This window comes from Halorubrum sp. PV6 (genome assembly GCF_003990725.2).
Classification (GTDB): domain Archaea; phylum Halobacteriota; class Halobacteria; order Halobacteriales; family Haloferacaceae; genus Halorubrum.
The window spans coordinates 2,663,068-2,688,981 of record NZ_CP030064.1; the positions used below are offsets into that span (position 1 = coordinate 2,663,068).

Annotated in this window: 25 protein-coding genes, 1 tRNA gene and 2 pseudogenes; 15 read left to right on the forward strand and 13 right to left on the reverse strand. The window is 68.5% G+C overall.

The window, feature by feature from the left end:
- Positions 1–152 precede the first annotated feature (152 nt).
- Positions 153–1,067 (reverse strand): malate dehydrogenase, encoded by a 915-nt coding sequence (mdh, locus tag DOS48_RS27315; protein ID WP_127118729.1) that lies wholly within the window; start codon positions 1,065–1,067, stop codon positions 153–155.
- A 126-nt stretch (positions 1,068–1,193) separates the two neighbouring features.
- Between mdh and DOS48_RS27320 the strand changes: the two genes are divergently transcribed.
- From DOS48_RS27320 to DOS48_RS27330, 3 genes are all read left to right on the forward strand, one after another.
- Positions 1,194–1,787, forward strand: a complete 594-nt coding sequence (locus tag DOS48_RS27320) for a hypothetical protein (protein WP_127118730.1) — start codon at positions 1,194–1,196, stop codon at positions 1,785–1,787.
- Positions 1,788–1,877: 90 nt separating this feature from the next.
- Positions 1,878–3,269 carry an MFS transporter gene (locus tag DOS48_RS27325; protein ID WP_127118731.1) on the forward strand — a complete coding sequence of 464 codons (1,392 nt, stop codon included), beginning with the start codon at positions 1,878–1,880 and terminating at the stop codon, positions 3,267–3,269.
- Positions 3,270–3,331: 62 nt separating this feature from the next.
- The gene (locus DOS48_RS27330) at positions 3,332–5,116 is read left to right on the forward strand and encodes a histidine kinase N-terminal 7TM domain-containing protein (protein ID WP_127118732.1); all 1,785 of its coding nucleotides are present in this window, start codon (positions 3,332–3,334) and stop codon (positions 5,114–5,116) included.
- Positions 5,117–5,170: 54 nt separating this feature from the next.
- Here DOS48_RS27330 and DOS48_RS27335 read toward each other — a convergent pair whose 3' ends face one another.
- Both DOS48_RS27335 and DOS48_RS27340 read right to left on the reverse strand, forming a co-directional pair.
- On the reverse strand, positions 5,171–5,914 hold the full coding sequence (locus tag DOS48_RS27335; RefSeq protein ID WP_127118733.1) for a DNA polymerase sliding clamp: 744 nt from the start codon (positions 5,912–5,914) through the stop codon (positions 5,171–5,173).
- A gap of 138 nt (positions 5,915–6,052) precedes the next feature.
- A complete protein-coding gene (locus DOS48_RS27340) occupies positions 6,053–7,453 on the reverse strand; it encodes a phosphoglucomutase/phosphomannomutase family protein (RefSeq protein WP_127118734.1) in 1,401 nt (466 codons plus the stop codon).
- 159 nt (positions 7,454–7,612) lie between these two features.
- On the opposite strand from DOS48_RS27340, the gene DOS48_RS27345 reads away from it, so the two are divergent.
- The 6 genes from DOS48_RS27345 (at position 7,613) to DOS48_RS27370 (ending at position 13,142) form a co-directional block, all read left to right on the forward strand.
- Positions 7,613–7,984: a rhodanese-like domain-containing protein gene (locus DOS48_RS27345; protein WP_127118735.1), complete on the forward strand. Its 372-nt coding sequence runs from the start codon at positions 7,613–7,615 to the stop codon at positions 7,982–7,984.
- Between the two features lie 57 nt (positions 7,985–8,041).
- A complete protein-coding gene (gene hjc / locus DOS48_RS27350) occupies positions 8,042–8,593 on the forward strand; it encodes a Holliday junction resolvase Hjc (RefSeq protein WP_127118736.1) in 552 nt (183 codons plus the stop codon).
- 68 nt (positions 8,594–8,661) lie between these two features.
- Positions 8,662–9,645: a serine/threonine-protein kinase Rio1 gene (gene rio1, locus DOS48_RS27355; protein ID WP_127118737.1), complete on the forward strand. Its 984-nt coding sequence runs from the start codon at positions 8,662–8,664 to the stop codon at positions 9,643–9,645.
- A 102-nt stretch (positions 9,646–9,747) separates the two neighbouring features.
- Positions 9,748–10,290 carry a KH domain-containing protein gene (locus DOS48_RS27360; protein ID WP_099255094.1) on the forward strand — a complete coding sequence of 181 codons (543 nt, stop codon included), beginning with the start codon at positions 9,748–9,750 and terminating at the stop codon, positions 10,288–10,290.
- Between the two features lie 260 nt (positions 10,291–10,550).
- A complete protein-coding gene (thsA, locus tag DOS48_RS27365) occupies positions 10,551–12,200 on the forward strand; it encodes a thermosome subunit alpha (protein ID WP_127118920.1) in 1,650 nt (549 codons plus the stop codon).
- A 285-nt stretch (positions 12,201–12,485) separates the two neighbouring features.
- Entirely contained in the window at positions 12,486–13,142 is a 657-nt protein-coding gene (locus DOS48_RS27370) for a lactate utilization protein (RefSeq protein ID WP_127118738.1), read from the forward strand.
- A gap of 316 nt (positions 13,143–13,458) precedes the next feature.
- Here DOS48_RS27370 and DOS48_RS27375 read toward each other — a convergent pair.
- Positions 13,459–13,532: transfer RNA gene (locus DOS48_RS27375), tRNA-Lys, on the reverse strand.
- Positions 13,533–13,641: 109 nt separating this feature from the next.
- Here DOS48_RS27375 and DOS48_RS27380 point away from each other — a divergent pair.
- The gene (locus DOS48_RS27380) at positions 13,642–14,985 is read left to right on the forward strand and encodes a M20 family metallopeptidase (protein WP_127118739.1); all 1,344 of its coding nucleotides are present in this window, start codon (positions 13,642–13,644) and stop codon (positions 14,983–14,985) included.
- Here DOS48_RS27380 and DOS48_RS27385 read toward each other — a convergent pair.
- Positions 14,961–15,626, reverse strand: coding sequence for a hypothetical protein (locus DOS48_RS27385; RefSeq protein ID WP_127118740.1), 666 nt, complete (start codon positions 15,624–15,626; stop codon positions 14,961–14,963). The two genes, DOS48_RS27380 and DOS48_RS27385, sit on opposite strands and share 25 nt — an antisense overlap.
- Before the next feature lie 132 nt (positions 15,627–15,758).
- On the opposite strand from DOS48_RS27385, the gene DOS48_RS27390 reads away from it, so the two are divergent.
- Entirely contained in the window at positions 15,759–16,892 is a 1,134-nt protein-coding gene (locus DOS48_RS27390; protein ID WP_127118741.1) for an aminopeptidase, read from the forward strand.
- A 29-nt stretch (positions 16,893–16,921) separates the two neighbouring features.
- Here DOS48_RS27390 and DOS48_RS27395 read toward each other — a convergent pair whose 3' ends face one another.
- The 3 genes from DOS48_RS27395 to DOS48_RS27405 all read right to left on the reverse strand — a co-directional run bounded on the left by DOS48_RS27395 (position 16,922) and on the right by DOS48_RS27405 (position 20,426).
- Positions 16,922–17,074 carry a hypothetical protein gene (locus tag DOS48_RS27395; RefSeq protein WP_158283849.1) on the reverse strand — a complete coding sequence of 51 codons (153 nt, stop codon included), beginning with the start codon at positions 17,072–17,074 and terminating at the stop codon, positions 16,922–16,924.
- A 104-nt stretch (positions 17,075–17,178) separates the two neighbouring features.
- On the reverse strand, positions 17,179–18,918 hold the full coding sequence (gene pheT, locus DOS48_RS27400; protein ID WP_127118742.1) for a phenylalanine--tRNA ligase subunit beta: 1,740 nt from the start codon (positions 18,916–18,918) through the stop codon (positions 17,179–17,181).
- Positions 18,918–20,426 (reverse strand): phenylalanine--tRNA ligase subunit alpha, encoded by a 1,509-nt coding sequence (locus tag DOS48_RS27405; RefSeq protein WP_127118743.1) that lies wholly within the window; start codon positions 20,424–20,426, stop codon positions 18,918–18,920. Before DOS48_RS27405 ends, pheT begins: the two co-directional genes overlap by 1 nt.
- Positions 20,427–20,658: 232 nt before the next feature.
- Between DOS48_RS27405 and DOS48_RS27410 the strand changes: the two genes are divergently transcribed.
- Positions 20,659–20,961, forward strand: a complete 303-nt coding sequence (locus tag DOS48_RS27410) for a HalOD1 output domain-containing protein (protein WP_127118744.1) — start codon at positions 20,659–20,661, stop codon at positions 20,959–20,961.
- Positions 20,962–20,977: 16 nt separating this feature from the next.
- On the opposite strand, the gene DOS48_RS27415 is transcribed toward DOS48_RS27410, so the two are convergent.
- From DOS48_RS27415 to DOS48_RS27425, 3 genes are all read right to left on the reverse strand, one after another.
- Complete coding sequence (locus tag DOS48_RS27415) at positions 20,978–21,676, reverse strand: peptidase (RefSeq protein ID WP_127118745.1); 699 nt, start codon at positions 21,674–21,676, stop codon at positions 20,978–20,980.
- Positions 21,677–21,768: 92 nt separating this feature from the next.
- Positions 21,769–22,422, reverse strand: coding sequence for a chromosome partitioning protein ParA (locus DOS48_RS27420; RefSeq protein ID WP_127118746.1), 654 nt, complete (start codon positions 22,420–22,422; stop codon positions 21,769–21,771).
- Positions 22,419–23,198 (reverse strand): hypothetical protein, encoded by a 780-nt coding sequence (locus DOS48_RS27425; protein ID WP_127118747.1) that lies wholly within the window; start codon positions 23,196–23,198, stop codon positions 22,419–22,421. Before DOS48_RS27425 ends, DOS48_RS27420 begins: the two co-directional genes overlap by 4 nt.
- Before the next feature lie 420 nt (positions 23,199–23,618).
- On the opposite strand from DOS48_RS27425, the gene DOS48_RS29425 reads away from it, so the two are divergent.
- Both DOS48_RS29425 and DOS48_RS27435 read left to right on the forward strand, forming a co-directional pair.
- Positions 23,619–23,975, forward strand: a complete 357-nt coding sequence (locus DOS48_RS29425; RefSeq protein ID WP_127118748.1) for a type IV pilin — start codon at positions 23,619–23,621, stop codon at positions 23,973–23,975.
- Between the two features lie 119 nt (positions 23,976–24,094).
- Positions 24,095–24,728 (forward strand): annotated as a pseudogene (locus tag DOS48_RS27435) (IS6 family transposase).
- Here the strand turns inward: DOS48_RS27435 and DOS48_RS27440 are convergent.
- Complete coding sequence (locus tag DOS48_RS27440) at positions 24,716–24,889, reverse strand: hypothetical protein (RefSeq protein ID WP_158283850.1); 174 nt, start codon at positions 24,887–24,889, stop codon at positions 24,716–24,718. The pseudogene DOS48_RS27435 and the gene DOS48_RS27440 sit on opposite strands and share 13 nt — an antisense overlap.
- A 243-nt stretch (positions 24,890–25,132) precedes the next feature.
- A pseudogene (locus DOS48_RS29670) lies at positions 25,133–25,222 on the reverse strand (IS5/IS1182 family transposase); the annotation flags it as partial.
- Positions 25,223–25,418: 196 nt separating this feature from the next.
- Here DOS48_RS29670 and DOS48_RS27445 point away from each other — a divergent pair.
- Positions 25,419–25,907 (forward strand): type II toxin-antitoxin system death-on-curing family toxin, encoded by a 489-nt coding sequence (locus tag DOS48_RS27445; protein ID WP_127118749.1) that lies wholly within the window; start codon positions 25,419–25,421, stop codon positions 25,905–25,907.
- Positions 25,908–25,914 lie beyond the last annotated feature (7 nt).

Genomic DNA, 25,914 nt, shown 5'->3' on the forward strand with positions numbered 1-25,914 from the left:
CGGTTTCGATCGGCGCGGACCGCGGGCGTCGCTGGCGGGGGCTCGCGTCGGTGGGAGGAAAAATCGGGGCGTTGCGACCGCGGCGCGGTCACGTCGCCGGTCGATCTGCTCGCGAACGGCGAGAGCCGGCCGGCGAGAGCCGATCTGTCTTTTTAAGCGATCTTGTCGTACTGCTCCGAGAGCTTGTCCGCGGCCTCATCGAGCAGGTCCGACTCGTACTCGTCGAGGTCCCACTCGACGACCTCCTCGACGCCGTCCGCGCCGAGTTTCGCGGGCACGCCGAGCGCGGTGTCCTCGTAGCCGTACTCGCCGTCGAGGACGACGGAGCAGGGGAGCACCTCGCCGGTGTCGTTGAGGATGGCCTCGACGGTGTGAGCGACGCCGGTGGCGGGACCCCACTGCGTGGCGCCCTTGCGGCTGATCACGTCCATCGCGGACTCCTGAAGGTCCGCGAGGATCTCCTCCTTCTCGTCGGCGTCGAACGAGGGGTCGCGACCGTCGACGCGGACCTTCGAGAAGACGGGCGCCTGCGCGTCGCCGTGTTCGCCGAGGATCGTCGCCTCGACGTTCTGGACGGGCGCGTCGAAGCGCTCCGAGAGGACGTACCGGAAGCGCGCCGAGTCGAGTCGGCCGCCGAACCCGATCACGCTGTGGCGGTCGCGGTCGCCCGCCTCGTATAAATGCCGATTGAGGAGATCGACCGGGTTGGAGGTCGTGACGGTGACGAAGTCGTCGTTGTGTTCGGCGAGCGAGGAGCCGATGTCGGCCATGATCGGCGCGTTGTCGCCGGCCAGATCGATCCGGGTCTGGCCCTCCTGGCGCGGGATGCCGGCCGTGATCACGACGACGTCCGAGCCGGCGGTGTCTGCGTACTCGCCCTGCCGGACGGTCGTGTTCGAGTCGTAAGCGACGCCGTGGTTGGTGTCGGCCGCCTGTCCGATCGTCGTCTCACGCTGGTCCGGAATGTCGACGAAGACGAGCTCGTCGACCACGTCTCGCAACGCGAGGTTGTACCCGGCTGCAGCACCGACAGTGCCCGCCGCACCGATGACGCTTACCTTTGTCATACCGTGTACACTCGCGACCGGACGGCGAGTAAACGTTTCGGAACCCCGCAACTGCCCGCACCGAGCGGGCCCGCGAGCCGCCCCGTCGCGAAACGCCTAACTCCGGTCGTCACCCATCGCCTGCTAGTGCCGACGTTCCGCTACCCGTGCCCCGGCTGCCGGACGACCAACAGCCTTCACGACGCCGACTGCGAGTTCGAGGGTGTGAGCTGGCCGACCATCGAGAAGGCGTACACGGACCTGCTGACCGTCCTCACCGCCGAGCCGGACGGGCTGGCCGAGTCCACGCTTCGCGAAGCGGTCCACGGCGAGTGGGGCGGGCTCCACAAGGCCGCGCTCAACGCCTTGGCGCGCGAGCAGCGCGTCGTCGAGGAGGGCGGTCGGCTCCGGCTCCTCACCGCCGCCGAGTTCAAGGAGCTCGTCTCGGAGCCGACCCGCGACCCCATGCGGACCGTCTACGAGTACGGCTCCGTCCCCGGCTGTCACGACAACGCCGTCTTCGCGATGGTCGCGTGGTACGAGATGGTCGGGCTCTCGTGGCCCGAGACCCGCGAGAACGTCGTCGAGTGGCTCCGCGAGTCGGGCGCGTGGGACCGCGGCGGCTTCGAGGAGTCGACGCCCGAGGAGCTCGTCGACGCCAAGCGACACGTGTACGACGAGGGGTACGGCTGGAAGGAGAAGGGGCAGGCGGCGAAACGCGTCATCGAGCGTCACGTGTAGCGGCTCGACTCGGAACCGGGTCGCAATTCAAATCACGCCCCCGACCGCGCTCTCCCGCCTTTTTAAGTTCGCCCGAGGTCTCTCACCACCGTGACACATCCGGAGGGGGGCGCGGCCGACGACGGCCTCGACGACGTCGCCGAGGCCGTGCCGGACGCTGACGACGACGCGCAGCCGCCCGCCGTCGCCAACCCGCGGCGCGCGCTCGCGGTCGTGATCGGCGTCGTGTTCATCGATCTGGTCGGCTTCGGGATCGTGATTCCGATCCTCCCCTTTTACGTGCGGTCGTTCGGCGTCAGCGACGCCTTCATCGGCCTGCTGGCGGCGTCGTACTCGCTCGCGCAGTTCCTCGCGGCGCCGACGCTCGGGCGGCTCTCGGACCGGATCGGACGCCGGCCCGTCCTCCTCGCGTCGCTCGCGGCCGCCGGCGTCGCGTGGGTGACGTTCGGCTACGCCGGGGTCGCGGGCGAGCGCTTCGGCACCGTCGCCGCGCTCGCGACGCTTTTCGCCTCCCGGACGCTCGCGGGCGCGATGGGCGGGAACATCGCCGCCGCGCAGGCGTACGTCGCCGACATCACGCCGCGGGACCGGCGGGCGGGCGCGCTGGGGCTCATCGGCGCCGCGTTCGGCCTCGGGTTCGTCTTCGGTCCGGCCATCGGCGGCCTGCTCGCCGCCGACCCCGTGGTGGCGCGCGCCGACGCGCTCCTCCCCGCCTTCGTGCCGGCGACGGCGTACTCGCTCCCGAGTTTCGCCGCGGCCGGCATGAGTTTCCTCGCCGTCGGCGTCGGCGCCCGCTTCCTCGAGGAGCCAGCGCGCACGCGGTCGACCGCGGACGCCGGGCGCAGGCGGACCACCGCGATCGGCCAGTTCCGCGAGGCGCTCGCCTCGGCCGCGCTCCGCCCGCTGACGCTCACGTACTTCGTCGTCGCCGTCGCGTTCGCGGGCGTACAAGTGATGTTCATCCCGTACGTCGCGGACGCGTTCGGCTACGACGCGACCGCCGCGGCGTTCCTCCTCACCTACGTCGGCGTCCTCGGTGCGGTGAACCAGGGCGTCCTCGTCGGGCGGCTCTCGCGGGTCGTCTCCTCGCGGACGCTCGTGGCGGGCGGGGCGGTCGTCCTCGGCGCCGCGCTCGTCGCCATCCCCGCGACCGGCCTCGTCGACGGCGCGTTCGGGGGCGTCGCCCTCGGCGGCCCGTCGTGGCTCACGCTCCCGCTCGTCGCGCTCCTCCTCGCGCTCGCGGCGCTGTCGCTCGGGAACGCGCTCGTGAACGTCTCGCTGGCGACGCTCGTCTCCACGTCCGCCGACGACGCGGCACAGGGCGCGGCCTTCGGCGTGACGCAGGGGGCGTCGAGCCTCGGTCGAACCGTCGGCCCGCCCCTGATGGCCGCGCTCTACACCGTCGCCGTCGCGTCGCCGTTCCTCGCCGGCGCGCTCCTGCTCGTTCCCGTGGCCGTCGCGTTCGGTCGCCGCCGCGAGTGACGGGGCGCCGAGCGGCGCGATAGTTTTACACCCCGCGTGGTCATCGCAATCGGTATCGACAGATGGCACTCGATCTCGTCCCCGCGTGGCCGGCCGTCGGATCGATCGCCGGCGGAGCGGGGGCGCTCGCGCTCGCGTGGGCGATCAGAGACCACCGCGGGCGCCCCGGAGTCGACTGGTTTCTGGGCGTCTTCGCCGCCCAAGCGGTCTGGTGTCTCTCCTACGGCGCCGGGCTCCTCGTCGACGACCTCGCCCTCCGGGCCGCCCTGGAGGGGGCGATGTGGCTGGGGGTCGTCTGGACCGGCGTCGCCTTCCTCGGCTTCGCGCTCGCCTACACCGGCCGGAGCGACGTGGTCCGGAGCCGGCTGTTCGCGGCGGTCGTCGCCTTCGGCGCCCTCTCGACCGCGCTGATCGCGACGAACCCCCTGCACGGCGCGTTCTGGACCGGCCTCGAACCTGCCCCGGCGTTCGGCGTCGCGACCGTCTCGTACGCGTTCGGTCCGTGGGCGTACCTCGTCGTCGCCGTCGAGACCGTCCTCGTCGCCAGCGCGGTCTTCCTGCTCGTCGACACCCTCCTCAGCTACGGCCCGCTGTACCGCCGCGAGAGCGCCGCCGTCGCCCTGAGCTCGCTCCCGCCGGGGTTCGCCCTGGTCGCGTGGGCGCTCGAACTCGGTCCCGTCCCGCAGCTGCAGTTGGCCCCCGTCCTGTTCGTCCCGCACGCGCTCATGGACGCGTACGCGTTCAACCGGGCAGAGATGTTCGACCGGAACCCCACGACCAGCCGGGCGGCGGAGCGCACCGCGATAGACGACCTGAACGACCCCGTCGTCGCGCTCGGGCTCGACAACCGCATCGTTCGGCTCAACCCCGCCGCGGAACGGGTGTTGGGCGTCGGCGCCGAAGCCGCTCAGAGCCGCTCGCTCGACGAGTTTCTCGACATCCCGATCGGTCTGGGGGCCGAGTCCGGAGCGGAGGGTGCCGAGTCCGAAGGGATCGACGGAGAGACCGCCAGCGAGACGGTCGAGGTCGCGGGGACCCCCGAAGCGGGTCGGCGGACCTACGCCGTGTCGACCGCGCGGCTGACCGACCCGAACGGGACACACGTCGGGTACACGGTCGTCCTCTCGGACATCACCGAGCGCGAGCGGCGGCGCCAACAGCTCGAGGTGCTCAATCGGATCTTGCGTCACAACCTTCGCAACGACGCCGGCGTGGTCCACGGCTACGGCGAGATTCTCCGCGACCGGCTCGACGACCCCGACCTGACCCGGATGGCCGACGCCATCGAGCGACGGGCGGGCGCGCTGGCCGCGCTCGGCGAGAAGGCCGGCACGGTGGAGCGGCTCGTCGCCGACGGGGAGGCACACGATGTCGCCGTCGACGACCTCGTCGAGCGAGTCGTCGAGGAGGCGCAGAACAGCAACCCCGACGCAACCGTCGAGTTGCTGGTGGACGACGGCGACTGGACCACGTGCGTCCGGGGCGACGCGCTGGGGGCGGTGGTCGAGAACACGGTCGAGAACGCGCTCGACCACCACGACGGCGAGGGCAGCGAGCGCGACGACGGCGGCGCGTGGGTGCGCGTGACGTTGGAACGAGCGGGCGACACCCAGCGCGAGGCCGACCAGTTCGTCCTCACCGTCACAGATGACGGGCCGGGGGTCCCCGATCACGAGGTCGAAGCGATAGAGGCCGGTCAGGAGACGGCGCTCGAACACGGCTCGGGGCTCGGCCTCTGGGTCGTCGAGTGGGGGGCCGCGGCGATCGGCGCGGCGGTCGAGTACGCCGACCGCGAGCCGCGCGGGACGCGCGTGACGGTGTCGATTCCGATCGTAGACGAGCGGTAAGCCGGAAAAGAGATCTCGGCCCGCAGCGGTTCAACAGCGATCGAGTTCGGTCTTTCAGTCGCTCTGGATACGAGGCGCGAGCATGAAGGTCACGTTTCCGAGCCCCTCGGCGAAGCCGTAGTGGAGCTTGACGGGGAACTCCTCGCCGAGTTCGATGGTGACCTCGGCGTCGGAGGGGATCGCCTTGTTCATGTCTTTCAGGTAATCGAGGCTGAAAAGCGAGTCGGCGGGGCCGGCGGTGAGCGCGATGAGGTCCTCGCGGGCGAGCCGCAGGTCGACGTCGTCGGTGTCGCCCTCGGCCTCGATGAAGAACGCCTCGTCGCTCTCGTCGACGCGGAGGCGGATGTGGTCAGAGACCATGTCGGCGGCCTTGATCCCGCGGTCGATCTGCGCGCCCTCGACGACGATCTCGGAGGCGAGATCGAGGTCCGGGATGTCCGGCTCCTGCCGGATGGAGTCGGGGTCGATAAGCGCGAGGGTGTAGGAGAGCCCGTCGATCTCGATGTGGAGTTTGCGGGTCTCCTCGTCGAGTTCGAGGTGGATCAGGTCGCCGGAGTTGGCCATGCCGGCGATGTCTTCGAGGCGGGCGAGGTTGACACCGATGACGCCGCCGTCGGCCTCGTAGGACTCGAACGCGGCGGCTTCGAGCGTGAGATCGACCATGCCGACGTTGGCGGGGTCGACGGCCCGGATGGAGAACTCCTCGTCGTTCAGTCGGATCTTACACTCGTCGACCAACACGCTCACCGAGTCGAGCGCGTCCTGTAGCGTCGACGCGCCCACGATGGCCTTGAACATATACGTTCGGCTAGGGCGGTATCACCTAAAAAGGCACCCGATCGCACCGGCCGCGGGAGCGCGCACGGCGACCGGATCAAACGGGGGATCGCGGGAGCGATCCTACCGGCGGATCGGGCCGCTCTCGGGGCCGAGCGTTCAGATGAGCGGCTCGACGATGTCGCGGCCGTCGGCCAGCAGTTCGTCGACCGCCTCGTCGCTGTCGGCCTCGGCGTACACCCGGAGCTTCGGCTCGGTGCCCGAGGGGCGGACGAGCAGCCACGACCCGTTCTCCAAGAGGAGTTTGAACCCGTCGAGGGTGACGACCTTCGCGACGGCGTGGCCCGACACCGACTCGGGGATGTGGTCGTCCAGCTCTTCGAGGACGCCGGCCTTCCGGTCGTCGGGGCAGTCGAGCGACACCTTCCCGGCCGCGACCTGTCCGTGCTCGTCGACCAGCCGGTCAACGCGGTCGTCGAACGGTTCCGCGGCCTCGGCCGCGGCCGCGAGCAGCGCCATCAACACGCCGTCCTTCTCCCGGACGTGGCCGCGGAGCGTGAACCCGCCCGACTCCTCGCCGCCGAACAGCGCGTCGTGTTCGCCCATCGCCTCGGCGACCCATTTAAATCCGACAGGAGTCTCGTACACCGCCTCGCCGTGCGCCTCCGCGATCCGATCGATGAGGAACGTCGTCGAGACGGTGCGAACGGCCGGGCCGGAGTCGAACTCCAAGAGCCGGTCGTAGCAGGCGGCATAAAAGAGGTTGGCGTCCAACACGCCGCGTTCGGGCGTGACGACCGCGATCCGGTCGGCGTCGCCGTCGTTGGCGACCCCCAGATCGACGTCGCTTTCGGGGTCGGTGACGCGCTCTGCCAGTTCTTCGAGGTGTTCGGCCGACGGCTCCGGTGAGTCGCCGCCGAAGGTCACGTCCCGGTCACAGCGCAGGCGGACGACCTCCGCCCCGGCCGACTCGAGGAGGGCGTCGGTGACGCCGCGCCCGCTTCCGTGCATCGCGTCGTACGCGACCGTGAGCCCCTCCAGATCGACGCCCGCGCCGCCGGTCGCGCCGCCGACGACCTCGCGGGCCGCATCGGCGTGGTCGCTCACGAGGTCGACGCGGGAGATGTCGCCGCGCTCGGCTTCGGGGAGCAGGTCGGGCTCCGCGAGGCGGCCGACCACGTCCTCAGTCACGTCCGGGAGGGCTGGCGCGCCGTCGCTCGGGATGAACTTCACGCCGTTGTACTCCGGCGGGTTGTGCGAGGCGGTGACCATGCAGGCGCCGGCGAGCCCGCGCTCGACGATGGCGTGCGCGATGACGGGCGTCGGCGCGTCGCGCTCGGGGAGAATCACGTCGAAGCCGTTGCCGGCGAACACCTCGGCGAGGCTCTCGGCGAACCCCTCCGAGGTCTCGCGGGCGTCGTAGCCGACCGCGACCGGGTCGTCGTGGCCCGCCGCCGCGAGGTGGTCGGCGACCGCCTGCCCCACGATCCGCACGCGGTCGTCGGTGAAGGTGTCGAGCGTCGCGCGCCACCCGTCCGTGCCGAAGGATATCTCGTCCATATCGGCACCTCGGCGGCGGGGACAATAATGCCCGGTGCCGCACGCGAACGTTGCGGGGCCGGGGACGTGCCGCGAGCGAGCGCACAGGACCGACTGATACGGGGTGTCGGTGCGGCCGCGAGCGGCAGGGGTTTCCCCCGCGAGACCAACGTCGTACCAATGAGTCGCGTGCTCCCAGACGAGTTGGCCGAGCGCCTCGGCACCGACGACGAGCCGATCGTCGTCGACATCCGGCCCGAGTCGGACTACGAGAGCGGGGCGATCGGCGCGAGCCGAAACGTGCCCGTGTACGACGACCTCCGGAGCGGCGACGAGACGACCCTCCGAGAGCGGCTCGACGAGGTGCCGGACGACCGAGAGATAGTCACCGTCTGCAAGATGGGTATCGTCGCAAAGCGGGCGACCCGCGTCTTCGAGGAGGCGGGCTACGAGGCGTCGACGCTCGCGGGCGGAATGAGCGGGTGGAACGGGTACGAACGGAACTCGCTCGGCTACCGGCTCCGATCGCTGTGGTGGCGCCTGCGCGGGTGAGCGCGACCCGTCGCCCTTTTGCCCGACTCACGTCTACGGAGCCCATGACCGAACCGGGTGACGACGACCGTGGCCGCTAACCGAAAGGGCGACCGCCGCGAGCGCGAGCTGGTGAACGCCTTAGACGAGGCCGGGTTCGCCGTGATGCGCGCGCCGGCGAGCGGCGCCGCGACCGAGCGGGAGCTCCCGGACGTGCTCGCGGGCGACGGCGAGACGTTCTACGCCATCGAGGCGAAATCGAGCGCCGGCGACCCGATATACCTCACCGGCGAGGAGGTGGAGGCGCTGCTCTTCTTCGCCCAGAACTTCGGCGCGAAGGCGCGGATCGCGGTCCGGTTCGACCGCGAGGACTGGTACTTCTTCCACCCCGGCGACCTGTACACCACCGACGCCGGGTCGTACCGGGTGAAAAAGGAGAAAGCGCTGGCGGACGGCACCGACTTCGCCGAGTTCGTCGGCGAGACGGAGAAGGTGACGCTCGCCGAGGCCGGGCGGCGCGCGAATGACGACGACGACACCGCCGACCCCGAGGCGGCGGAGCGCCGGGAGATCCTCGAAGCGGTCCGCGACGGGCACATGCCGGTCGAGGACGCGATGGACGTGCTGTGACGGCCGCGGGAGCCGCGCCGGCGTCGGACCCGCCCCCTTAAGCCGCGCGCCCCCGAACGTCGGGGTGAATGAGCGAGGAGTTCGTCCTGCTAGAGCCCGACGAGCAGCCCGGCGACGAGTGGGAACAGCTGGACGTCTCCGACACGGAGGCGGACCGGATCGCCCGCCGACAGGACCGGGAGTTCGACGAGTTCCGCAAGCGGATCAAAGACACCGAGCAGTTCAAACTCCAGGAGTCGGTGTTCGACGACGCCACGCTGGCGGCCGTTTATAAACTCGTCCAGGACGGCTACGTCGACGCCTTCGGCGGCCCGGTGTCGACGGGGAAGGAGGCGAGCGTCTTCGAGGCGCTCGGCGGGCAGGCCGGCGAGCGACCGGAGCCGGGGTCGGCGGCGGCCGGCGGCGGGCCAGAGGGCGTCACGCCGGAGCGCGAGGTCGCGGTGAAGGTGTATCGGATCAACTCCTCGAACTTCCGGCAGATGCGCGATTACCTGGAGGGCGACCCGCGCTTCGAGGGCATCGCGAGCGACAAGAAGGCGGTCGTGTTGGCGTGGACCCGCAAGGAGTTCGCGAACCTCAAGCGGGCGCGCAAGGCCGGCGTGCGCGTGCCCGAGCCGATCGCGGTCCAGCGGAATGTCCTCGTGATGGAGCTCGTGGGGCACGCCGACGAGCGCGCTCGTCGGCTGAACGAGGTCGACGTGGAGAACCCGGAGACGGCCTACGAGGTCGTCCGCGAGTACATGCGCCGGCTCTACGGCGCCGGCCTGATCCACGGCGACTTATCGGAGTACAACATGATCATCCACGACGGCGAGTTGGTGATCATCGACTTGGGACAGGCCGTGACGGTTCACCACCCGAACGCCGGGGAGTTCCTCCAGCGCGACTGCAAGAACGTGGCGGCGTTTTTCACCCGCGAGGGGATCGACGTGGACCCCGACGACCTCCGCGCGTACGTGACGGAACCGGAGCCAGATCCGAGCGGCGAGCCGGACGCGGGCGGCGAGTCGGACGCGGGCGGCGAGTCGGAATCGGCGAACGCCGACGAGTAGGTCTCGGACCCGACGCCCTCAAGCGGCCGGAGACACCGTCACGCGGCCACACACCGCCCGCAGCGGAACACGTTTAAAAGGCTCGGCCGGGTATCGGTTCGTATGCAACACGTGACGGTTCCGCAGGACCGGATCGGCGTCGTCATCGGCGCCGGCGGTGAGACGATGCGAGAGATAGAGGAGCGGGCGAACGTCCGGCTCGACATCGACTCGGAGTCGGGCAGCGTCGCCATCGAGGAGCGCGACGACCCGGTAGCGGCGATGGTGGCCCCGGACGTGATCAAAGCGATCGGCCGCGGATTTAAACCGGAGACCGCGCTGTCGATCCTCGACCACGACCTCCGGACGCTCGATCTGATCGACCTGTCCGAACACACTCGCAACGACAACGACCTCCAGCGCAAGAAGGGCCGGATCATCGGCGAGAACGGTCGGACCCGCGAACTCCTCGAAGAGCTGTCGGGCGCGAACGTCGTCGTTTACGGGTCGACCGTCGGCGCCGTCGGCCAGCCCGAAGAGCTCGAAGTGGTCCGCCGGGCGGTCGGGATGCTGCTCGACGGCGCCCCGCACGGCGCGGTGTACTCGTACTTAGAGCGCATGTCGAACGAGCTCGACGACGACGTGAGCTTCAACGCGCCCCAGTAAGGACCGCCGACGTCGACGACGGGAGCGTATCGCCGTTTCACCCGGTCTGCGAGCCGACGTACCCCGTTTTTCCGAGCCGAACTCCGTCTCCCAGCGGTCGATCTGCGGTACTATATAAATGGCCGTGTGAACGTGGCCCACACCGGCCGTCTCCCACCCACCGTGTTGCGGTTTCTCACGCAGTAAGCAAAGGGTTTATATAGAATCACAAACAATCAATGGCTGTAATGTCACAGCGCCAGCGGATGGGCAATCAGCCCATGATCGTACTTTCCGAGGAGTCGCAGCGAACATCCGGAAAGGACGCTCAGAACATGAACATCACGGCCGGCAAGGCGGTCGCGGAGTCCGTCCGCACCACGCTCGGCCCGAAAGGGATGGACAAGATGCTCGTCGACTCCGGCGGGTCGGTCGTCGTCACGAACGACGGCGTCACGATTCTGAAGGAGATGGACATCGACCACCCGGCGGCCAACATGATCGTCGAGGTCAGCGAGACGCAGGAGGAGGAAGTCGGCGACGGCACCACCTCCGCGGTCGTGGTCGCCGGTGAGCTGCTCGATCAGGCCGAGGAGCTGCTCGATCAGGACATCCACGCGACGACCCTCGCACAGGGGTACCGTCAGGCCGCCGAGAAGGCCAAGGAGATTCTCGAAGAGGAGGCCATCGAGGTCTCCTCGGACGACCGCGACACGCTCGTCGAGATCGCCGAGACGGCGATGACCGGCAAGGGCGCAGAGAACTCCAAGGACCTCCTCGCTGAGCTCGTCGTCGACGCGGTCATCGCGGTGCAGGACGACGACGGCATCGACACGGAGAACGTCTCCGTCGAGAAGGTCGTCGGCAGCTCGATCGACCAGTCCGAGCTCGTCGAGGGCGTCATCGTCGACAAAGAGCGCGTCGACGAGAACATGCCCTTCGCCGTCGAGGACGCGAACGTGGCCCTGTTCGACGGCGCCATCGAAGTCAAGGAGACGGAGATCGACGCCGAGGTCAACGTCACCGACCCCGACCAGCTCCAGCAGTTCCTCGACCAGGAGGAAGCGCAGCTCCGCGAGATGGTCGACCACCTCGTCGACATCGACGCCGACGTCGTCTTCGTCGGTGACGGCATCGACGACATGGCCCAGCACTACCTCGCGCAGGAGGGCATCCTCGCCGTCCGCCGCGCGAAGTCCGGCGACCTCAAACGCCTCGCCCGCGCGACGGGCGGCCGCGTCGTCTCCAACCTCGACGACATCGAGTCGGACGACCTCGGCTTCGCCGGCTCCGTCGCCCAGAAGGACATCGGCGGCGACGAGCGCATCTTCGTCGAGGACGTCGAAGAGGCGAAGTCCGTCACCCTCATCCTCCGCGGCGGCACCGAACACGTCGTCGACGAAGTCGAGCGCGCCATCGAGGACTCGCTCGGCGTCGTCCGCACGACGCTGCTCGACGGGCAGGTCCTGCCCGGCGGCGGCGCTCCCGAGGCCGAGCTCGCGCTGCAACTCCGCGACTTCGCCGACTCCGTCGGCGGCCGCGAGCAGCTCGCAGTCGAGGCGTTCGCCGACGCGCTGGAAGTCGTCCCGCGCACCCTCGCCGAGAACGCCGGGCTCGACCCCATCGACTCGCTCGTCGACCTCCGCTCCCGCCACGACGGCGGCGAGTTCGGCGCCGGTCTCGACGCCTACACGGGCGACGTGATCGACATGGAGGCCGAGGGCGTCGTGGAGCCGCTCCGCGTCAAGACCCAGGCCATCGAGTCCGCCACCGAGGCGGCCGTCATGATCCTGCGCATCGACGACGTCATCGCGGCCGGCGACCTCAAGGGCGGCGGCTCCGACGACGGCGGCGACGAGGGCGGCCCCGGCGGCGCGCCCGGCGGCATGGGCGGCATGGGCGGCATGGGCGGCATGGGCGGTGCGATGTGAACGTCCGATAGGACACACACCCACCCCTAACCGCAGTCGCTTCGCTGAACCGACCCGCCGACCGACCGTCGGGCGCCCCTTTCGGGCCTCGACGACACACAATTTTATCGACGCCTCGCTCGCGGAGCGACACGCTCGTCGCCCCGCCACGGACAACGGTATCAACCCACACGGCCGGCTCGCGCGACGCGCGGGTAACACCCGCGTAACCACCGGACGGCGGCGTCCGCGAGCGATTAAGTGGCTCCCGGACCTCTACTTGTTGACGAGGTTTTCACGTTCACCATGCCACAGCAGAAGGCCGACTACGCAGACGACACCGAGATCGACGCGGAACTGGACGAGCTTCCCGACGACGAGACCGTCGCAGAGACCGTCGCGAACCTAGAGGAGCGCGGCTTCGACGTGGTCGTCGTCGACGACGCCGACGAGGCGCTCGACGCGGTCCGGTCACAGATCCCCGCGGGCGTCTCCGTGATGAACGGGCACTCGACGACGCTCGAAGAGATCGGCTTCGACGAGTTCCTGAGCGAGGGCGACCACGAGTGGGAGAGCCTCCCCGACCAGATCTGGAGTATCGACGACGACGCCGAGCGACAGACCGCACGCCGGGAGTCGCAGACGGCCGACTACTTCCTCGGCGGTATTAACGCGGTCGCACAGACGGGCGAACTCGTCGCCGCCGACCTCTCCGGGAGCCGGATCGGGGCGTACCCGTTCGCCGCCGGCAACGTGGTGATCGTCACCGGGACGAACAAGATCGTCCCGACGCTCTCGGACGCCTTCGACCGGCTGGAGTCGGTCGCGTACCCGCTGGAAAACGAGCGCGCACAGGAGGCGTACGGCGTCGAGTCGGCGATCGCCAAACAGCTCGTCTACCGGCGCGAGACCGAGGAGGGCCGGACGACGGTCGTTCTCGTGCGCGAACAGCTCGGGTACTGAGCCGTTCCGCTGCGGCGACGCCTCCGACTTTCTTTCCCCGGTTTCGACGACAGTGAGCCGCTGCCCGCGAGATGCTCGCGGCGAGAAGTACGGGGCGGGAGGGATTCGGACCACGTCCAGACGTGCTCGTTCGCTGCGCTCACTGCGCGCGACTGGCCTCTTCGAATCTCTCTAGCGTTTTCACTGCTCTCGTCGGTCGCAGGAAAACGGGCCGGGAGGGATTCGAACCACGGTCACTTCGCTTCGCTCCGTTCCCTGATTCGAACCCTCCCTCGGCACAGCACCGCCGCTCGCGATATTGCTCGCGGCGGTACAGCGGGCCGGGAGGGATTCGAACCCCCGACCGTCCGGTTAAAAGCCGGACGCTCTCCCTAACTGAGCTACCGGCCCAGACGATTCGTCGTAGGGACAGACCACGGATAAACGTTTAGAAACCGCCCGCGGGAGGCGCGTCGCCCCGATCCGAAACGGTTTCCGGGGGGCCGCCGTCGGCGCGGGCATGGACTTCGACATGCGCGCGTTCGCCGCCGACTGCTGCCGGTTCGCCTCCACGGCCGGCGAGGAGGCCGCCGTCGCCGAGTTCGTCGAACGCGAACTCGACGCGCTGGGGTTCGAGACGTACACGTGGGACGCCGACCCGGACCTGCTCGCCGACCACTCCTCCTTCCCGGACGACCTCGACGAGGCGGCGCTCGCGGGGCGACGGAGCGTCGCCGGCGTCCTCACGCTGGGCGGCGACGGCGACGCGGGCGGCGCAGACGGCGACGGCCCGACCGGAGACGACGCGAGCGACGACGTCCCCACCATCGTTTTAAACGGCCACATCGACGTGGTGCCGGCCGAGCCCGCCGAGTGGTCGAGCGACCCCTTCGAGCCGGCGTGGGGGACCGACGAGGACGGCCGCGAGACCCTCACCGCCCGCGGCGCCGCGGACATGAAGTCGGGGGTGGCGGCGTGCGTCGGCGCGGCCGTCGACCTGCGCGAGTCGGTCGCGGCGGGCGACCTCGACCTCCCGTCGGCCGGGCTCCGGGTCGTCGTCGAAGCCGTCGCCGGCGAGGAGGACGGCGGGTACGGCGCCGCGACCGCGGCGCTCGCGAACCCCTACCCCTTCGAGCGCGACGCCGTCGTCGTCGCGGAGCCGACGGAGTTGCGCCCCGTGGTCGCCTGCGAGGGGTCGCTGATGGCGCGGCTGGAGCTGACCGGGCGGAGCGCCCACGCAGCGACGCGGTGGCGGGGCGAGGACGTGCTCCCGCGGTTCGAGGCGATCCGGGAGGCGTTCGCCGACCTGGAGACCGAACGCGGCGAGACGGTCGATCACTCCCTGTTCGGCGAGTTCCCGGTCCCGTGGCCCGTCGTCTGCGGACGCGTCGAGGCCGGGTCGTGGGCCTCGACGGTCCCGTCGACGCTGTCCGCCGAGTTCCGGATCGGCGTGGCGCCCGGCGAGACGGTGAGTGAGGTGGAGGCGACGTTCCGCGAGCGGTTACGCGAGGTGGCCGACGACGACCCGTGGCTCCGCGAGCACCCGCCGACGTTCGAGCGCTTCTCGGTGCAGTTCGAGCCGGCGGAGATTGCCGTCGACGAGCCGATAGTCGAGGCGGCGCGGGCGGGGCTCACCGCGGTCGGGCTCCCCGACCCGGAGCCGACCGGAGCGACCTACGGGGCCGACTCCAGGCACTACGTCGCGGCCGGCATCCCGACGGTCCTGCTCGGACCGGGGACGATAACGGAGGCGCACTACCCGGACGAGACGATCGTGTGGGAGGAAGTCGAGCGCGGGCGAGAGGCGCTCGCGGCGACGGTCGGTGCGTTCGCGACCGATCACTCGGGCGTCGACGCGAAGTAGTCGGCGAGCGCGTCGGCGACGATGTCGCCGGGGGCCGTGGTCTGGTTCGAGGCGCGGCGTCTGAGTTCGACGTACGTGTCACGCGGGAGCGTGAGGCCGACGTGGCCCAGTTCGACGCCGGCTTCGGCGACCGCGGTCGCCACGTCGCTCCCGTCGTTGACCGCCGAAGCGATGGCGCGCACCTCCCGGACCGTGAGGTCGCCGTCGATGGCCGCCCACGCCAACAGGTAGCGGTCGGTGCCGCCGAGGCGCGCGACGTGTTTCGCCGTGCTGGGCGCGATCTGCCCGCTCGCGACCTGCCGGCGGATCGCCTGCGGGAGGTCGTGGACGCGCGCCCACTTCCGGATGAAGGCCACCGAAACATCGTCGCCGGCGCGTTCGGCGGCGGATTTATACGATCCGACGCCGCGAACGAGCGCGGCGCAGGCGGCGGCTCCCCGGAGCATCAACACGTGGTCGTCGTCGCCGACGTCGCCGGCCGCGAAGCGCGCGACCGTCTCGGCCGCCTCGGCGACGCTGTCGGGGTCGTCGGGGTCGAACCCGACCGCTTCGGCGGCTCGGTCGCCCGTCACCGCCGGGTCGGACCGGACCACCGGTTCGCCGACGGGAGAGCGTCTGTCCGCGGGTGACTCCTCGGTCATGCCTATCTGTTCGGGTGCGCGCACATAAGCGACCGGCACCGGGGCAGGTTTCGCTGCTGACGGCGACGGGCGACGTCCCGGCGGGGCGAGTCGACGGAGACGCCTTTGTATTCGGCGGGCGAACGCCCCGGTATGGACGAACGCGTACGCGAACACGCCGAACTGCTCGTCGATTGGAGCGCGCGGGTCGAACCCGGAGACGACGTCGTCGTAAGCGTCGCCGAGGACGCCCACGAGCTGGGCGTCGCGGTCGCCGAGGCGCTCGGCGAGCGCGGCGCGACCGTGACGCCGCTGTACGGGTCGGCCGAGCTCTCGCGAGCGTATTTAAAAGGCGCCGAGGCCGCGGACGGCGAGGACGGCCCCGAGTTCGACGACGACCCGGCCGTCGACCGCGCAATCTTCGACGCCGCCGACGTCTACCTCCGGATCGGCGGCGGGCGCAACACCACCGCGACCGCGGACGTGTCGAGCGAGACCCGGCAGGCGTACGCGAAGGCGAGACAGCCCGTCCGCGAGGCCCGGATGGACACCGACTGGGTGTCGACGGTCCACCCCACGCGCTCGCTCGCCCAGCAGGCGGGGATGGCCTACGAGGAGTACCGGGAGTTCGTCTACGACGCGGTCCTCCGCGACTGGGAGGCGCTCGCCGACGAGATGGCGCGGATGAAGACGGTCCTCGACGAGGGCGACGAGGTCCGGATCGTCACCGAACGCGACGACGCCCCCGACACCGACGTTCGGATGTCGATCGCGGGTCGCACCGCGGTCAACTCCGCCGCGTCGGTCGCGTACGACTCGCACAACCTGCCCTCCGGCGAGGTGTTCACCGCCCCCTACGACACCGAGGGAACGGCGTTTTTCGACGTGCCGATGACGATCGACGCGACTCGGGTCCGAGACGTCCGCCTCGTCTTCGAGGGCGGCGAGGTCGTCGATTTCGCCGCCGGCGCCGGCGAGGACGCGCTCGCGAGCGTCCTCGACACCGACCCCGGCGCGCGACGGCTCGGCGAACTCGGCATCGGGATGAACCGCGGCATCGATCGGTTCACCGACTCGATCCTCTTCGACGAGAAGATGGGCGACACGGTTCACCTCGCGGTGGGGCGCGCCTACGACGCCTGCCTCCCGGACGGCGAGTCCGGCAACGACAGCGCGGTCCACGTCGACATGATAACCGACGTGCAACGCGACTCGCGGCTGGAGGTCGACGGCGAAGTCGTCCAGCGAAACGGCGTCTTCCGGTGGGAGGAGGGGTTCGAGGCGTAAGCCGGGAGATCGACTGAAAAAGGGGAGCGCTACTGTACGACGGAGCGCGTCTCCGCGTCAGCCTCCGGATGGCTGCTCACCGCGTCCCACTCGTCGGCACACGTCACACAGAGGTAGTAGGCGAACCCGTCGACGTCGCAGAACCGAACGCGGCGCTCTTTGCCGCACTTCTCGCAGTTCATACCGAAACGCATCGGGAACTGCGATAAGTATCTTCTGTTCCGGATCTCTCGATCCTGAATCAGCGTGAAATCGTCCGATCCGGAAGTTCCGCCTGCGGGCGGCGTTACGCGCGCAGCGCGTCGAGGTGGAACTCGAAGGCGGCGACGGGAACTTCCAAGTCGTGTTCGACGAGGACGGCGGGGTCGACCTCGCCGATGACACCGACCGTCTCGCCGTCGATCACGACCGCGGCGGTCCGGCCCTCGATGAAGGAGGGGTGTTCGGTTCGCGGCGTCTCCAGATCGGCGCCGAAGTCGTCACAGACCGACTGCAGGCGCCCCTTCGCGGCCTCGTAGGAGGCGTCGCGCCGGGCGACCGCGCCGGCGACGTGGCGGCGCTCGGCGACGTTCGTGTTCGCCGCGTCGTCGCGCTCGGCCGCGAAGCCGACCTCGGCGACGTCCTGCGGGTACGCGTTGTGGGTGTTGCGTTCGAGCAGCATGAGCAGCGAGGGGAGCGCCCACGTCCGGAGTTGGGTGTACTCCTCGCTGTACGGCTCCGTGATCGCGACCGGCTCGCCGCCGCCGAAGGCGTCGGTTCCCGGTTCGACGTGCATGCGGTCGTAGTTCTCTCTCCCGCTCGTCATGTGGAAGTTCAGCAGGTCCTCGAAGCCCAGACCGACGAGGCTCGTCCGGACCGCGTCCTCCAGCCGCGAGCGCTCGTGGCGCCCGCCGACCGTCCCCACGTCGGGGTAGCGCGGCTCCAGGTTGTCGAAGCCGTAGGCGCGCCCCACGTCGTCGACCAGATCGAGCGGGTGGAGCACGTCGACGCGGTACGGCGGAATCTCGACCTCGTAGGTCACGTCCTCGTCGAGCGTGTAGGTGGCGTCGAGACCGGCGCGTTCGAAGCAGTCGACGATCTCCTCGGGCTCGAAGTCGACCCCGAGCAGGGTCTCGATGCGGTCGTGTGTCACCGACTTCTCGTCGGTGTCGAGGTTCGGGCGGACCAGTTCGGCCCCGTACTCGCTCGGCGCGGTCGCGCCGTCGGTGTAGTTGACCTCGACCTCCTCGATGGTCGCGCCGCGGGCGGAGAGGGCGTAACAGATGATCGAACACATCCGGTCTATCGTCCACTGGTCGGTGCCGGTGAGCTCGACGAGCAGTTCGCGAGAGCCCGTCGTCACTTCGGTGCGCTTACCGTTGATGACGGGCGGGAACGAAAAGAGCCCGAGCTCGTCGTAGATCGCGGGGTAGCGGTCGAGGTCTTCGACGAGGTCGGCGTACGTCTGGCCCGTGGCGTGGTCGTCGAGTACCTGGTTCGGCGTCAACTCGTCGTTGGCGTCGAGCGGGACGAAGGTGACCCCGTCGGGGTCGACGCCGCGGTAGGAGATAGACGGCTCCGCGCCCTCTTGGAGCGGCGCGCCCTTCACCATCGCGAGGTCGTGGATGCCGATGGCGCCTTTCGCGCGACCGCGACCCATCGTCGCGTGCAGTTTCTCTTGGAGTTGGATCAGCGAGTCGAGCGCGCCCTCGTCGAGGTCGACGCCGCGGATCACGGCGCCGGTCACGTAGGGGCGCTCGTCCGGGACTGACTCGTCGACCTCGATGGTCCACTCGGCGTCGTTCGTCTCGGGGACGTAGACGCCGCGGTCGTCGCCGTAGTGGTAGCGGAGCGAGCGCGCGACGCCCTCGACCGAGAGCCGGTCGAGCCGGTCCGGCGCGAACTCGAACTGGAGGAGGCCGTCGTCGGTCTCCCCTTCGAACTCCAAGCCCAGCCCGAACAGGTCCTTTTTAAACTCCTCGTCGGTCGTGTCCGTGCGGCCGGTGAGTCCGCGCAGCTCGTCGGTGTCGATGTCGACGACGGGCATCAGTAGCTCACCTCCGCGTCTCGCAGGAACTCGATGTCGGCCAAGGTCCCGTGGAGGTCGCGGATATCCTCCGCGCCGGTGGTGAGCATCGCGAGTCGCTCTAAGGCGAGCCCCCACGCCATCACGTCGCAGTCGACGCCGAGCGGGCCGGTGACCTCCTCGCGGAAGACACCCGAGTTCCCGATCTCGATCTCTTCGCCCGTCTCCGGGTGTTCGCCGAACAGCTCGAAGGAGGGCTCGGTGTAGGGGTTGTAGTGCGGTTTGAATCGAATGTCCGTGATGCCGAACTGCCGGTAGAACTCCTCGAAGGTGCCCATCAGGTCGCGTACCGACAGGTCCTCGGCCATCACCCACCCCTCGATCTGGAAGAACTCCAGGAGGTGGGTCGGGTCCAACGTGTCGTTGCGATACACCTTCTCGACGGAGAAGTAGCGCTGCGGGGGTTCGAGTTCCGCGCCGGCGATACCGGAGAGGTACCGCATCGACAGCGAGGTGGTGTGGCCGCGGAGGGCGACCTCGCGGGCGAACTCCTCGGACCACGGCGAGTGGTAGCCGTCACCGTCGTCGCCCCAGCCGTCGCGGTGCGCCGACTCGACCCGCCGGATCAGCTCGTCCGGGATGTCCTCCATCGGGTCGACATCCAGCGCGAACCGGTCCCAGTGGGTCCGTGCCGGGTGGTCCTGCGGCATGAACAGACAGTCGTTGATCCAGAAGTCGCTGTCGGCGTGCGGGCCCTCCATCTCCTGAAAGCCCATCCCGACGAGCACGTCCTTCACGCGGTCGGCCGTCCGGCGGAGGACGTGTTTCCGGCCGCCCTGTGTCGTGGGCGCGTCGGCCTCGACGTTGTACTCGGAGAACTCCACGTCGCGCCACTCGCCGCTGGCGAGCAGTTCCGGCGTGAGCTCCGAGACCGTCTCCGTCGCCTCGACGCCGAGCATCAGCGCGTCGACGCCGTCGTCGGTGAGCGTCACCGACCGGGTGAGCGACTCGCCGCGGTCGACGAGCCCGCGGGAGGCGAGCTGATCGAGCGTGGCGTCGTCGGCCGCCGGGTCGTCGCCGGCGGCGAGCGCCGCGAGCGCGGCCGCCTCGGGGTCGCTGTCTGGATCCGCGTCGGACGCGACCGCCAGTTCGCCCGAGTCGATCGAGCCGAAGCCCTTCCGGGCGAAGTTCGAGAGCGCGATGTCGACCTCGGGGCCGTCGAGGGCGGCCTCGCCGATGACTCGGCCCATCGAGACGGGAGCGTCGTCGGCGTCGAGCCCGACGCCCGCGCGGTAGAGCCGCGTCTCGGGGAGGTCGTCGTCGACGTAGCCCCGCCCCTCGTCGGTGAGAGCGAGGGTCTCGGCGGCCCGTTCGTCGACGGAGAGCAGCCCCTCGTCGCGGAGGTCGAAGGCGGCGCCGGTGACCGTCTCCGGCTTCAGCCCCGTCTCCGCCGCGATCTCGTCTATCGTCCGTTCGTCCGTCGCGCTCGCGGCTTCGAGGACCGCGAGCTGTCGTTCCGGGAGTCGCATTCGAGTTGTGTGTATAGGTGTGTGGCTGGTTGGTAACGGTTCCGGCACGCTGTCGTCGCGAGGGGCGTGTCGTCGCGCCCGACCGCTCGGGCCGCGGCGCTCGTCCCCTCAGCCGCGCCCGATCGGTCGCCGCCCGCGACGCAGAACGGCCAGACGTGTACCGCGCCTTATAAATATCAAAAATGGTAATTTAAAATACAACTTTATATACACAGATTGCCCCAAGACTAGTATGAGCAGCGCGACGTTCGGGCCGAACGAGGAAATGCCGGGTGCGAGAGCAGTTCGCGTCACGCACGGTGGAGACGAGCGATTACCGAGCCGCGCCGTCGTCGAGGCGATCGCCGAACTCGCCGGGGTCGACCCCGACGAACTCGCCGACGAGACCGGGATCGTCCTCTACGACTACGTCGATCCGGACGCGCTGAACGCGATGGTCGGGACGCGCCCCGACTCCGGCGTCGACATCTCGCTGACGGTCGGCGACTACGCGGTCTCCGTCGACGAGATGGCCGCCGTCGCTCGGCCCGAGTAACGTCGACCCCACACCCCTATTCTCCCGCGGACTCGCTTCGAGCCCGCAGCGCCGCGATCCGATCGCCGAGCGGCGGCTGAACCTCGAACCACGTCGACCAGTCGCCGGTGGCGGGCTCGACGCCGCGAGCCGCCGCCGCGCGCTCGAAGGCGTCGGCGACCAGATCCGCGCCGACGGCGTCCCCGGCGCGAGCGTCGGCCGCGTACTGTACCCGCCGCCCCGCCCAAAAGGCCGCGAGCCCGACCGCGACGAGCGACGCGAATCCGGCGTCGAACGGGACGGTCGCCGTGACGATCGCCGCCAGCACGCCGACGACGGCCGCGACCGCGAGCGCACGGAACTCGCCGTAGTACGTCTCGACGCGACCGGCCTCGGCCGCGAGCAGCCCGAGCGCGGTCTCCTCGTCGAGGTCGTCGAGGACGGCCGGCGAGAGGAACAACACCCGCCTTCGAGGCGGGCCGCGAACCGCCACCTCGATGCGACCGACATCCTCGACAGAAGTGTCCTCTCGCTCGCGGTCCGCGTCGTCGCGGCGCGCGATCGCGACCCGGTCAACGTCGAGACCGGCCCGCTCGCGGAGGGCGTCGAGCCGACGCCGTTCGGCGTCGCTCGGGTCGCGACGCTCGCGAGACCGGTCGGCCGCGTACAGCGGCCCGATCTCGACGGTCAGGAACGTCAACACGGCGACGCCGACGAGCAGAGCGGCCGTAAGCATCGCCCGAGAGTCGGACACGAAGCGGTAAAAAGGCGCGAGTTCGCGGTCCGGTGACCGAAGGCAAGGGCGGCAACAGAGGCGGTCGGCCCCCCTCACTCGGCGGGAACCCGACGCGCGAGGTCCCGAACGGCGTCCGCTGCGGCGCTGTCCGGCGCCGCGTCCACGACGGGTCGCTCCTCGGTGACCGACCGCCCGACGCGCGGATCGGCGGGGACGACGGACGCCGGCGCGCCGAGGGCGTCGGCGATCGCCTCGGTCGGCGGCGACGCAGTGACGCGGTTGACCGCGCAGCCGACGAGGCCAGCGTCGAGTTCGCGGGCGAGTTCGCGGGTGCGGATCGCGTCGGCGAGCGCGAACGCCCGCGGCGACACGACGAGGAGACACGCGTCCGCGACCGCGAGCGGGACCCCGGCGTCCGAGCGTCGCCCGGCCGGGCAGTCGACGACGACGGTCCCGCGTGCGCGCTCGATCGCCGTCACGGCCGATTCGAGTCGCCTGAGGTCCGCCGCCCGCGCGCCGGCGAGCGTTCGGCCGCAGGGCACGATGTCGACTGGGCCGGGGCGGAGCGTCTCGATGGGTGCGGCCGCGCCGGCGAGCACGTCGTGGAGGTCGGGCCCGCGACCCGCCGGGAGGTCCGCCATGCCGAGGTCGGCGTCGACGACGACCGCGTCGCACGCGGCGGCGACGTTGTACGCCAGCGTCGTCTTGCCGACGCCGCCCTTCCCGCCGGCGACCGCGAGGATCACGCCAGTCGCTCCAGCGCCGCGATCGGCGCGTCGGTCGCCTCGGCCCGCGCCGCGAGCTCCGCGGCGCGCTCGCTCACCTCGCGGAGCCGCTCGGCGTCGGCGGCGACGCGGTCGTCGAGCCCCGAAAGCGCCGCGATCCCGTCGGCGTCGGCGACGACATCGGTCGCGGTCGCCACGTCGGCGTCGGTCAGTCGCTCCGCCCGATCGATGCGCGCTTCGATCGCGTCCAACCGCGAGTCGACCGCGGCCGCCCACCCGCCGGATTCGGTCGGCGACCGAGGCCGATCGCCTCGTTCGCGCTTCGATTCGTCCCGTCCGCTCGAATCGAGAGCGTCGTCGGCGATGTCGCCAGCGTTCGCGGTGTCGCCAGCGTCCGAGTCGGTGACGCGGTCCGGCTCGTCGGTCTCGCCGATGACCGCGGCTCTCGGCGGGCGATGCTCCCCGAGCTGTCGCAGGGCGGCGGTCGTCGGCACGGCGGACGGCTCCGTGTCGGCCGCCGGATCGAGCGGGACCGCCTCGGCGACCTCGACAGGCGGGTCGACGGGCGGCGCCCGGACCGCGAAGCCGAACGGGCGGTGCGCTCCCGAGTCGAGCCGAAGCGTCGCCCCCGAGTCGTCCCAGCCGGACGCCGGCACGCCGCCCCGCCGAGGCGGGAGCACGGGTGCGTCGAACCGGCTCTCGACCCTGACGCGACGGGGAACGTCGTCCTCGTTGCACACGCGGCCACGGACCAGCGACACGTCTCCCGCTCGGTCGACGTCCCACGAGAGTTCCATACGAGCGGCTGCCGCGCCATCGCAGAAAAACGGCTGGGCGCCGAGGGATCTCAAATCGGAGCGAGCCGTGAAGGACGTGGGGGGTGGAGCAAGAGTGCGGTCGCGTTCGTTCGGGCGCATGTTGCGTCGTGTTCACAATCACTGCAGTGGTCGTCGTGGTGACGCTTCCCTGAGGATACCCACGAGACTCCGATATGACTCCCGACAACGCGCCAGACGTGTCATTAGTAGAACTTTTTTGGCGGCGTCAGGCACAAAACCGCTCAACACGCATCAACGCCGCCTTCCAGCGCCGTTCCCACAGATTTCACACTTGAGATTCCTGCCATTAACTACATAAGCACCCCCGACATACCAGTAGGTAACCAGCAACCGATCGGAATGGGTCGCCCATTCGTCGGTGGACCGCTGGGTTCAAACATGAAATTACAAAGCCAATCCAACGCGGAAGACAGGGCAGTGAGTCCCGTCATCGGCGTTATCCTGATGGTCGCAATTACCGTGATTCTGGCCGCCGTCATCGGTACGTTCGTCCTCGGCCTCGGTGAAAGTGTTGACCAGGGTGCAACTGCAGGTATCAGCTACGACGCCAACAGTAGTAATGTGACTGTTATTTCACTAGGCCCAAACACAGAAACAGTCGCATGTGGGTCTGCCGATAGTGTTAATAACAGTAGTGCTGTTGGAGGAGAGTTCTCTTGTGCCCAAGGCTCCAATGTCGTTGCTGTAACTCCTGGTGGTGAGGCAACCGTTATTAGAACGGACCTTGGGAACTAGCTCTAATTAGTTACCCAATTCTTCAGTGATGGCACCGCCACTTGAAATATTTTCGGACATTTTAAGAGCGGTGTTCAGATAAGGTTTGAAAGGTGAAGCGGTGCGTTTCAAAGTGTTCTATGCCCGAAAACGACCGCCTTAGCGGCTGTTTAGACGATATTAACTTAGAGTTTGTGGTGCGAGAAGCAACACCGAAGTTGTTGATGAATCTCAGTATTCAGCTCCACCTTGCTGGATCATCGCTTTCGAATGCTGTTTCTTTTCTTGAGATATTCGGTGTTGAAAGAGTTCGATCTACTGTTCATAACTGGGTTCACGAGGCCGATCTACAGCCAGAGTCTGGGCGGAGCCCGAATCACGTTGCGGTCGATGAAACTGTGATTCGACTTGACCATAAACAGTATTGGCTGTACGCTGCGGTCGATCCAGAAACGAACGATCTGCTCCACACACAGCTTAAACCAAGGACAAAAAAGTTCTCACAGATCAGTTTTTCGCTGATCTCCGTGACAAACACGATATTGATGACGTAACTGTTCTCGTCAATGGATCAGCCTCAGTTCAGCGAGCCTGTCGCAAACACGACCTCAATTTTAGATACGAACGGCATGGAAATCGGAACAGCGTCGAACGTGTCTTTCGTGGGATAAAACGCCGAACTACTGTTTCTTAAACTGTTTCAGCAACGCCGACGCAGAAACTGCTGACGAGTGGCTGAGATCGTTTGCCTTCGCATGGAATCAGCTTATCTGAACGCTACCGCTGAGACACCGGACACCGACCGCAGAGATGTTATGGCTGACCGCGATCAGATACCGACTCTCGGGGACGCCGAGGATGTCGCCGAGGGGCACGACCACGTCGGCTGGCACGGCGAACACGAGGATGGGTGGGTTCACCCTGTCAGTCGACATTCTGCGAGTCTCTGTCAGGGCACTCTGAGTGGTCGCTTCAGAATATAGTCACCTTTATTCCAGCAGAATGATGTCATTGGAGTCGATGGCCCCCCACACGCCGAGAGTTCCTCCGTCTGCTTCCGCTTGGTGTGATAACTGGAACGGGTGGGTGTGTTCGGCCTGTCTTCGACGGCCTCACTCAATCACCCGCTGCGTGGAAGGTTTCAACGGCTGTGTTGGATCGCTGTAGGGCGGAGAGATTCACTGTGTGACGAAGCGTTTGATGCTATAGACGACACACATCAGCGCGATTTCTCGGAACTCACGGAAGAACGAAAGCATGCGTCTCGCACTATTACGGCGTCTATCCCGACGCAGTCATGCGATTAGAACGGTACGAGCGCAACGGGCGCTACTTTGACTGTCGAACGACTCAACCTTTCAGGCGTGAGGCGACCGAATTCGATGTCATTGAAACGGTGGTATCCGACATCGTTCAGCCGACTATAACAAAATCTACACGGATGCAGCACCGACACCAGAGTGAATGGCCGACTCGTTGTGGTACCCGTCCGTCGACGACGTCGTCGCCATCCACGACGACATCGTCGCGGAGTACCCCGATACTCCCGCCGGTGTTCGGAACCACGGCGACATCGAGTTCGCGCTGAACTACATCGAAAAGGGCAGCTTCGGCTCAGCGCCGGAAACCGTCCACGAGAAGGCGTACAATCTTCTGCGGCTCCTCGTCGCCAATCACCCCTTCGTCGATGCGAACAAGCGCACCGCGCTCAACGTGACCGCCGTCTTCTACTTCCTCAACGGGTATCGGTTCGAGTACGACAGCGAAGTGAGGACGATTCTGAAAGCGTTCGGCACCGACGAAGCGGCGGTGGATGAGGAGGACACCACCGAGTATCTGCGATTCCACACCGAAGAGTTGGATCTGGCCGGTGAGATCGACGAATGGCGAGACGAACTCGTCCAGTACGGCTTAGCGGAGTTAACAGGCGATTCCTCGGACCCGAACGATTAACGGCATT

Excerpts from the sequence above, each read along its gene's own strand:
- mdh (WP_127118729.1), bottom strand. The coding sequence starts at position 1,067 with ATGACAAAGGTAAGCGTCATCGGTGCGGCGGGCACTGTCGGTGCTGCA.
- DOS48_RS27330 (WP_127118732.1), top strand. The coding sequence starts at position 3,332 with ATGGCACTCGATCTCGTCCCCGCGTGGCCGGCCGTCGGATCGATCGCC.
- DOS48_RS27335 (WP_127118733.1), bottom strand. The coding sequence starts at position 5,914 with ATGTTCAAGGCCATCGTGGGCGCGTCGACGCTACAGGACGCGCTCGAC.
- DOS48_RS27340 (WP_127118734.1), bottom strand. The coding sequence starts at position 7,453 with ATGGACGAGATATCCTTCGGCACGGACGGGTGGCGCGCGACGCTCGAC.
- DOS48_RS27345 (WP_127118735.1), top strand. The coding sequence starts at position 7,613 with ATGAGTCGCGTGCTCCCAGACGAGTTGGCCGAGCGCCTCGGCACCGAC.
- rio1 (WP_127118737.1), top strand. The coding sequence starts at position 8,662 with ATGAGCGAGGAGTTCGTCCTGCTAGAGCCCGACGAGCAGCCCGGCGAC.
- DOS48_RS27360 (WP_099255094.1), top strand. The coding sequence starts at position 9,748 with ATGCAACACGTGACGGTTCCGCAGGACCGGATCGGCGTCGTCATCGGC.
- thsA (WP_127118920.1), top strand. The coding sequence starts at position 10,551 with ATGATCGTACTTTCCGAGGAGTCGCAGCGAACATCCGGAAAGGACGCT.
- DOS48_RS27370 (WP_127118738.1), top strand. The coding sequence starts at position 12,486 with ATGCCACAGCAGAAGGCCGACTACGCAGACGACACCGAGATCGACGCG.
- DOS48_RS27380 (WP_127118739.1), top strand. The coding sequence starts at position 13,642 with ATGGACTTCGACATGCGCGCGTTCGCCGCCGACTGCTGCCGGTTCGCC.
- DOS48_RS27385 (WP_127118740.1), bottom strand. The coding sequence starts at position 15,626 with ATGACCGAGGAGTCACCCGCGGACAGACGCTCTCCCGTCGGCGAACCG.
- DOS48_RS27390 (WP_127118741.1), top strand. The coding sequence starts at position 15,759 with ATGGACGAACGCGTACGCGAACACGCCGAACTGCTCGTCGATTGGAGC.
- DOS48_RS27395 (WP_158283849.1), bottom strand. The coding sequence starts at position 17,074 with ATGAACTGCGAGAAGTGCGGCAAAGAGCGCCGCGTTCGGTTCTGCGAC.
- pheT (WP_127118742.1), bottom strand. The coding sequence starts at position 18,918 with ATGCCCGTCGTCGACATCGACACCGACGAGCTGCGCGGACTCACCGGC.
- DOS48_RS27405 (WP_127118743.1), bottom strand. The coding sequence starts at position 20,426 with ATGCGACTCCCGGAACGACAGCTCGCGGTCCTCGAAGCCGCGAGCGCG.
- DOS48_RS27410 (WP_127118744.1), top strand. The coding sequence starts at position 20,659 with ATGAGCAGCGCGACGTTCGGGCCGAACGAGGAAATGCCGGGTGCGAGA.
- DOS48_RS27415 (WP_127118745.1), bottom strand. The coding sequence starts at position 21,676 with ATGCTTACGGCCGCTCTGCTCGTCGGCGTCGCCGTGTTGACGTTCCTG.
- DOS48_RS27425 (WP_127118747.1), bottom strand. The coding sequence starts at position 23,198 with ATGGAACTCTCGTGGGACGTCGACCGAGCGGGAGACGTGTCGCTGGTC.
- DOS48_RS29425 (WP_127118748.1), top strand. The coding sequence starts at position 23,619 with ATGAAATTACAAAGCCAATCCAACGCGGAAGACAGGGCAGTGAGTCCC.
- DOS48_RS27440 (WP_158283850.1), bottom strand. The coding sequence starts at position 24,889 with ATGTCGACTGACAGGGTGAACCCACCCATCCTCGTGTTCGCCGTGCCA.
- DOS48_RS27445 (WP_127118749.1), top strand. The coding sequence starts at position 25,419 with ATGGCCGACTCGTTGTGGTACCCGTCCGTCGACGACGTCGTCGCCATC.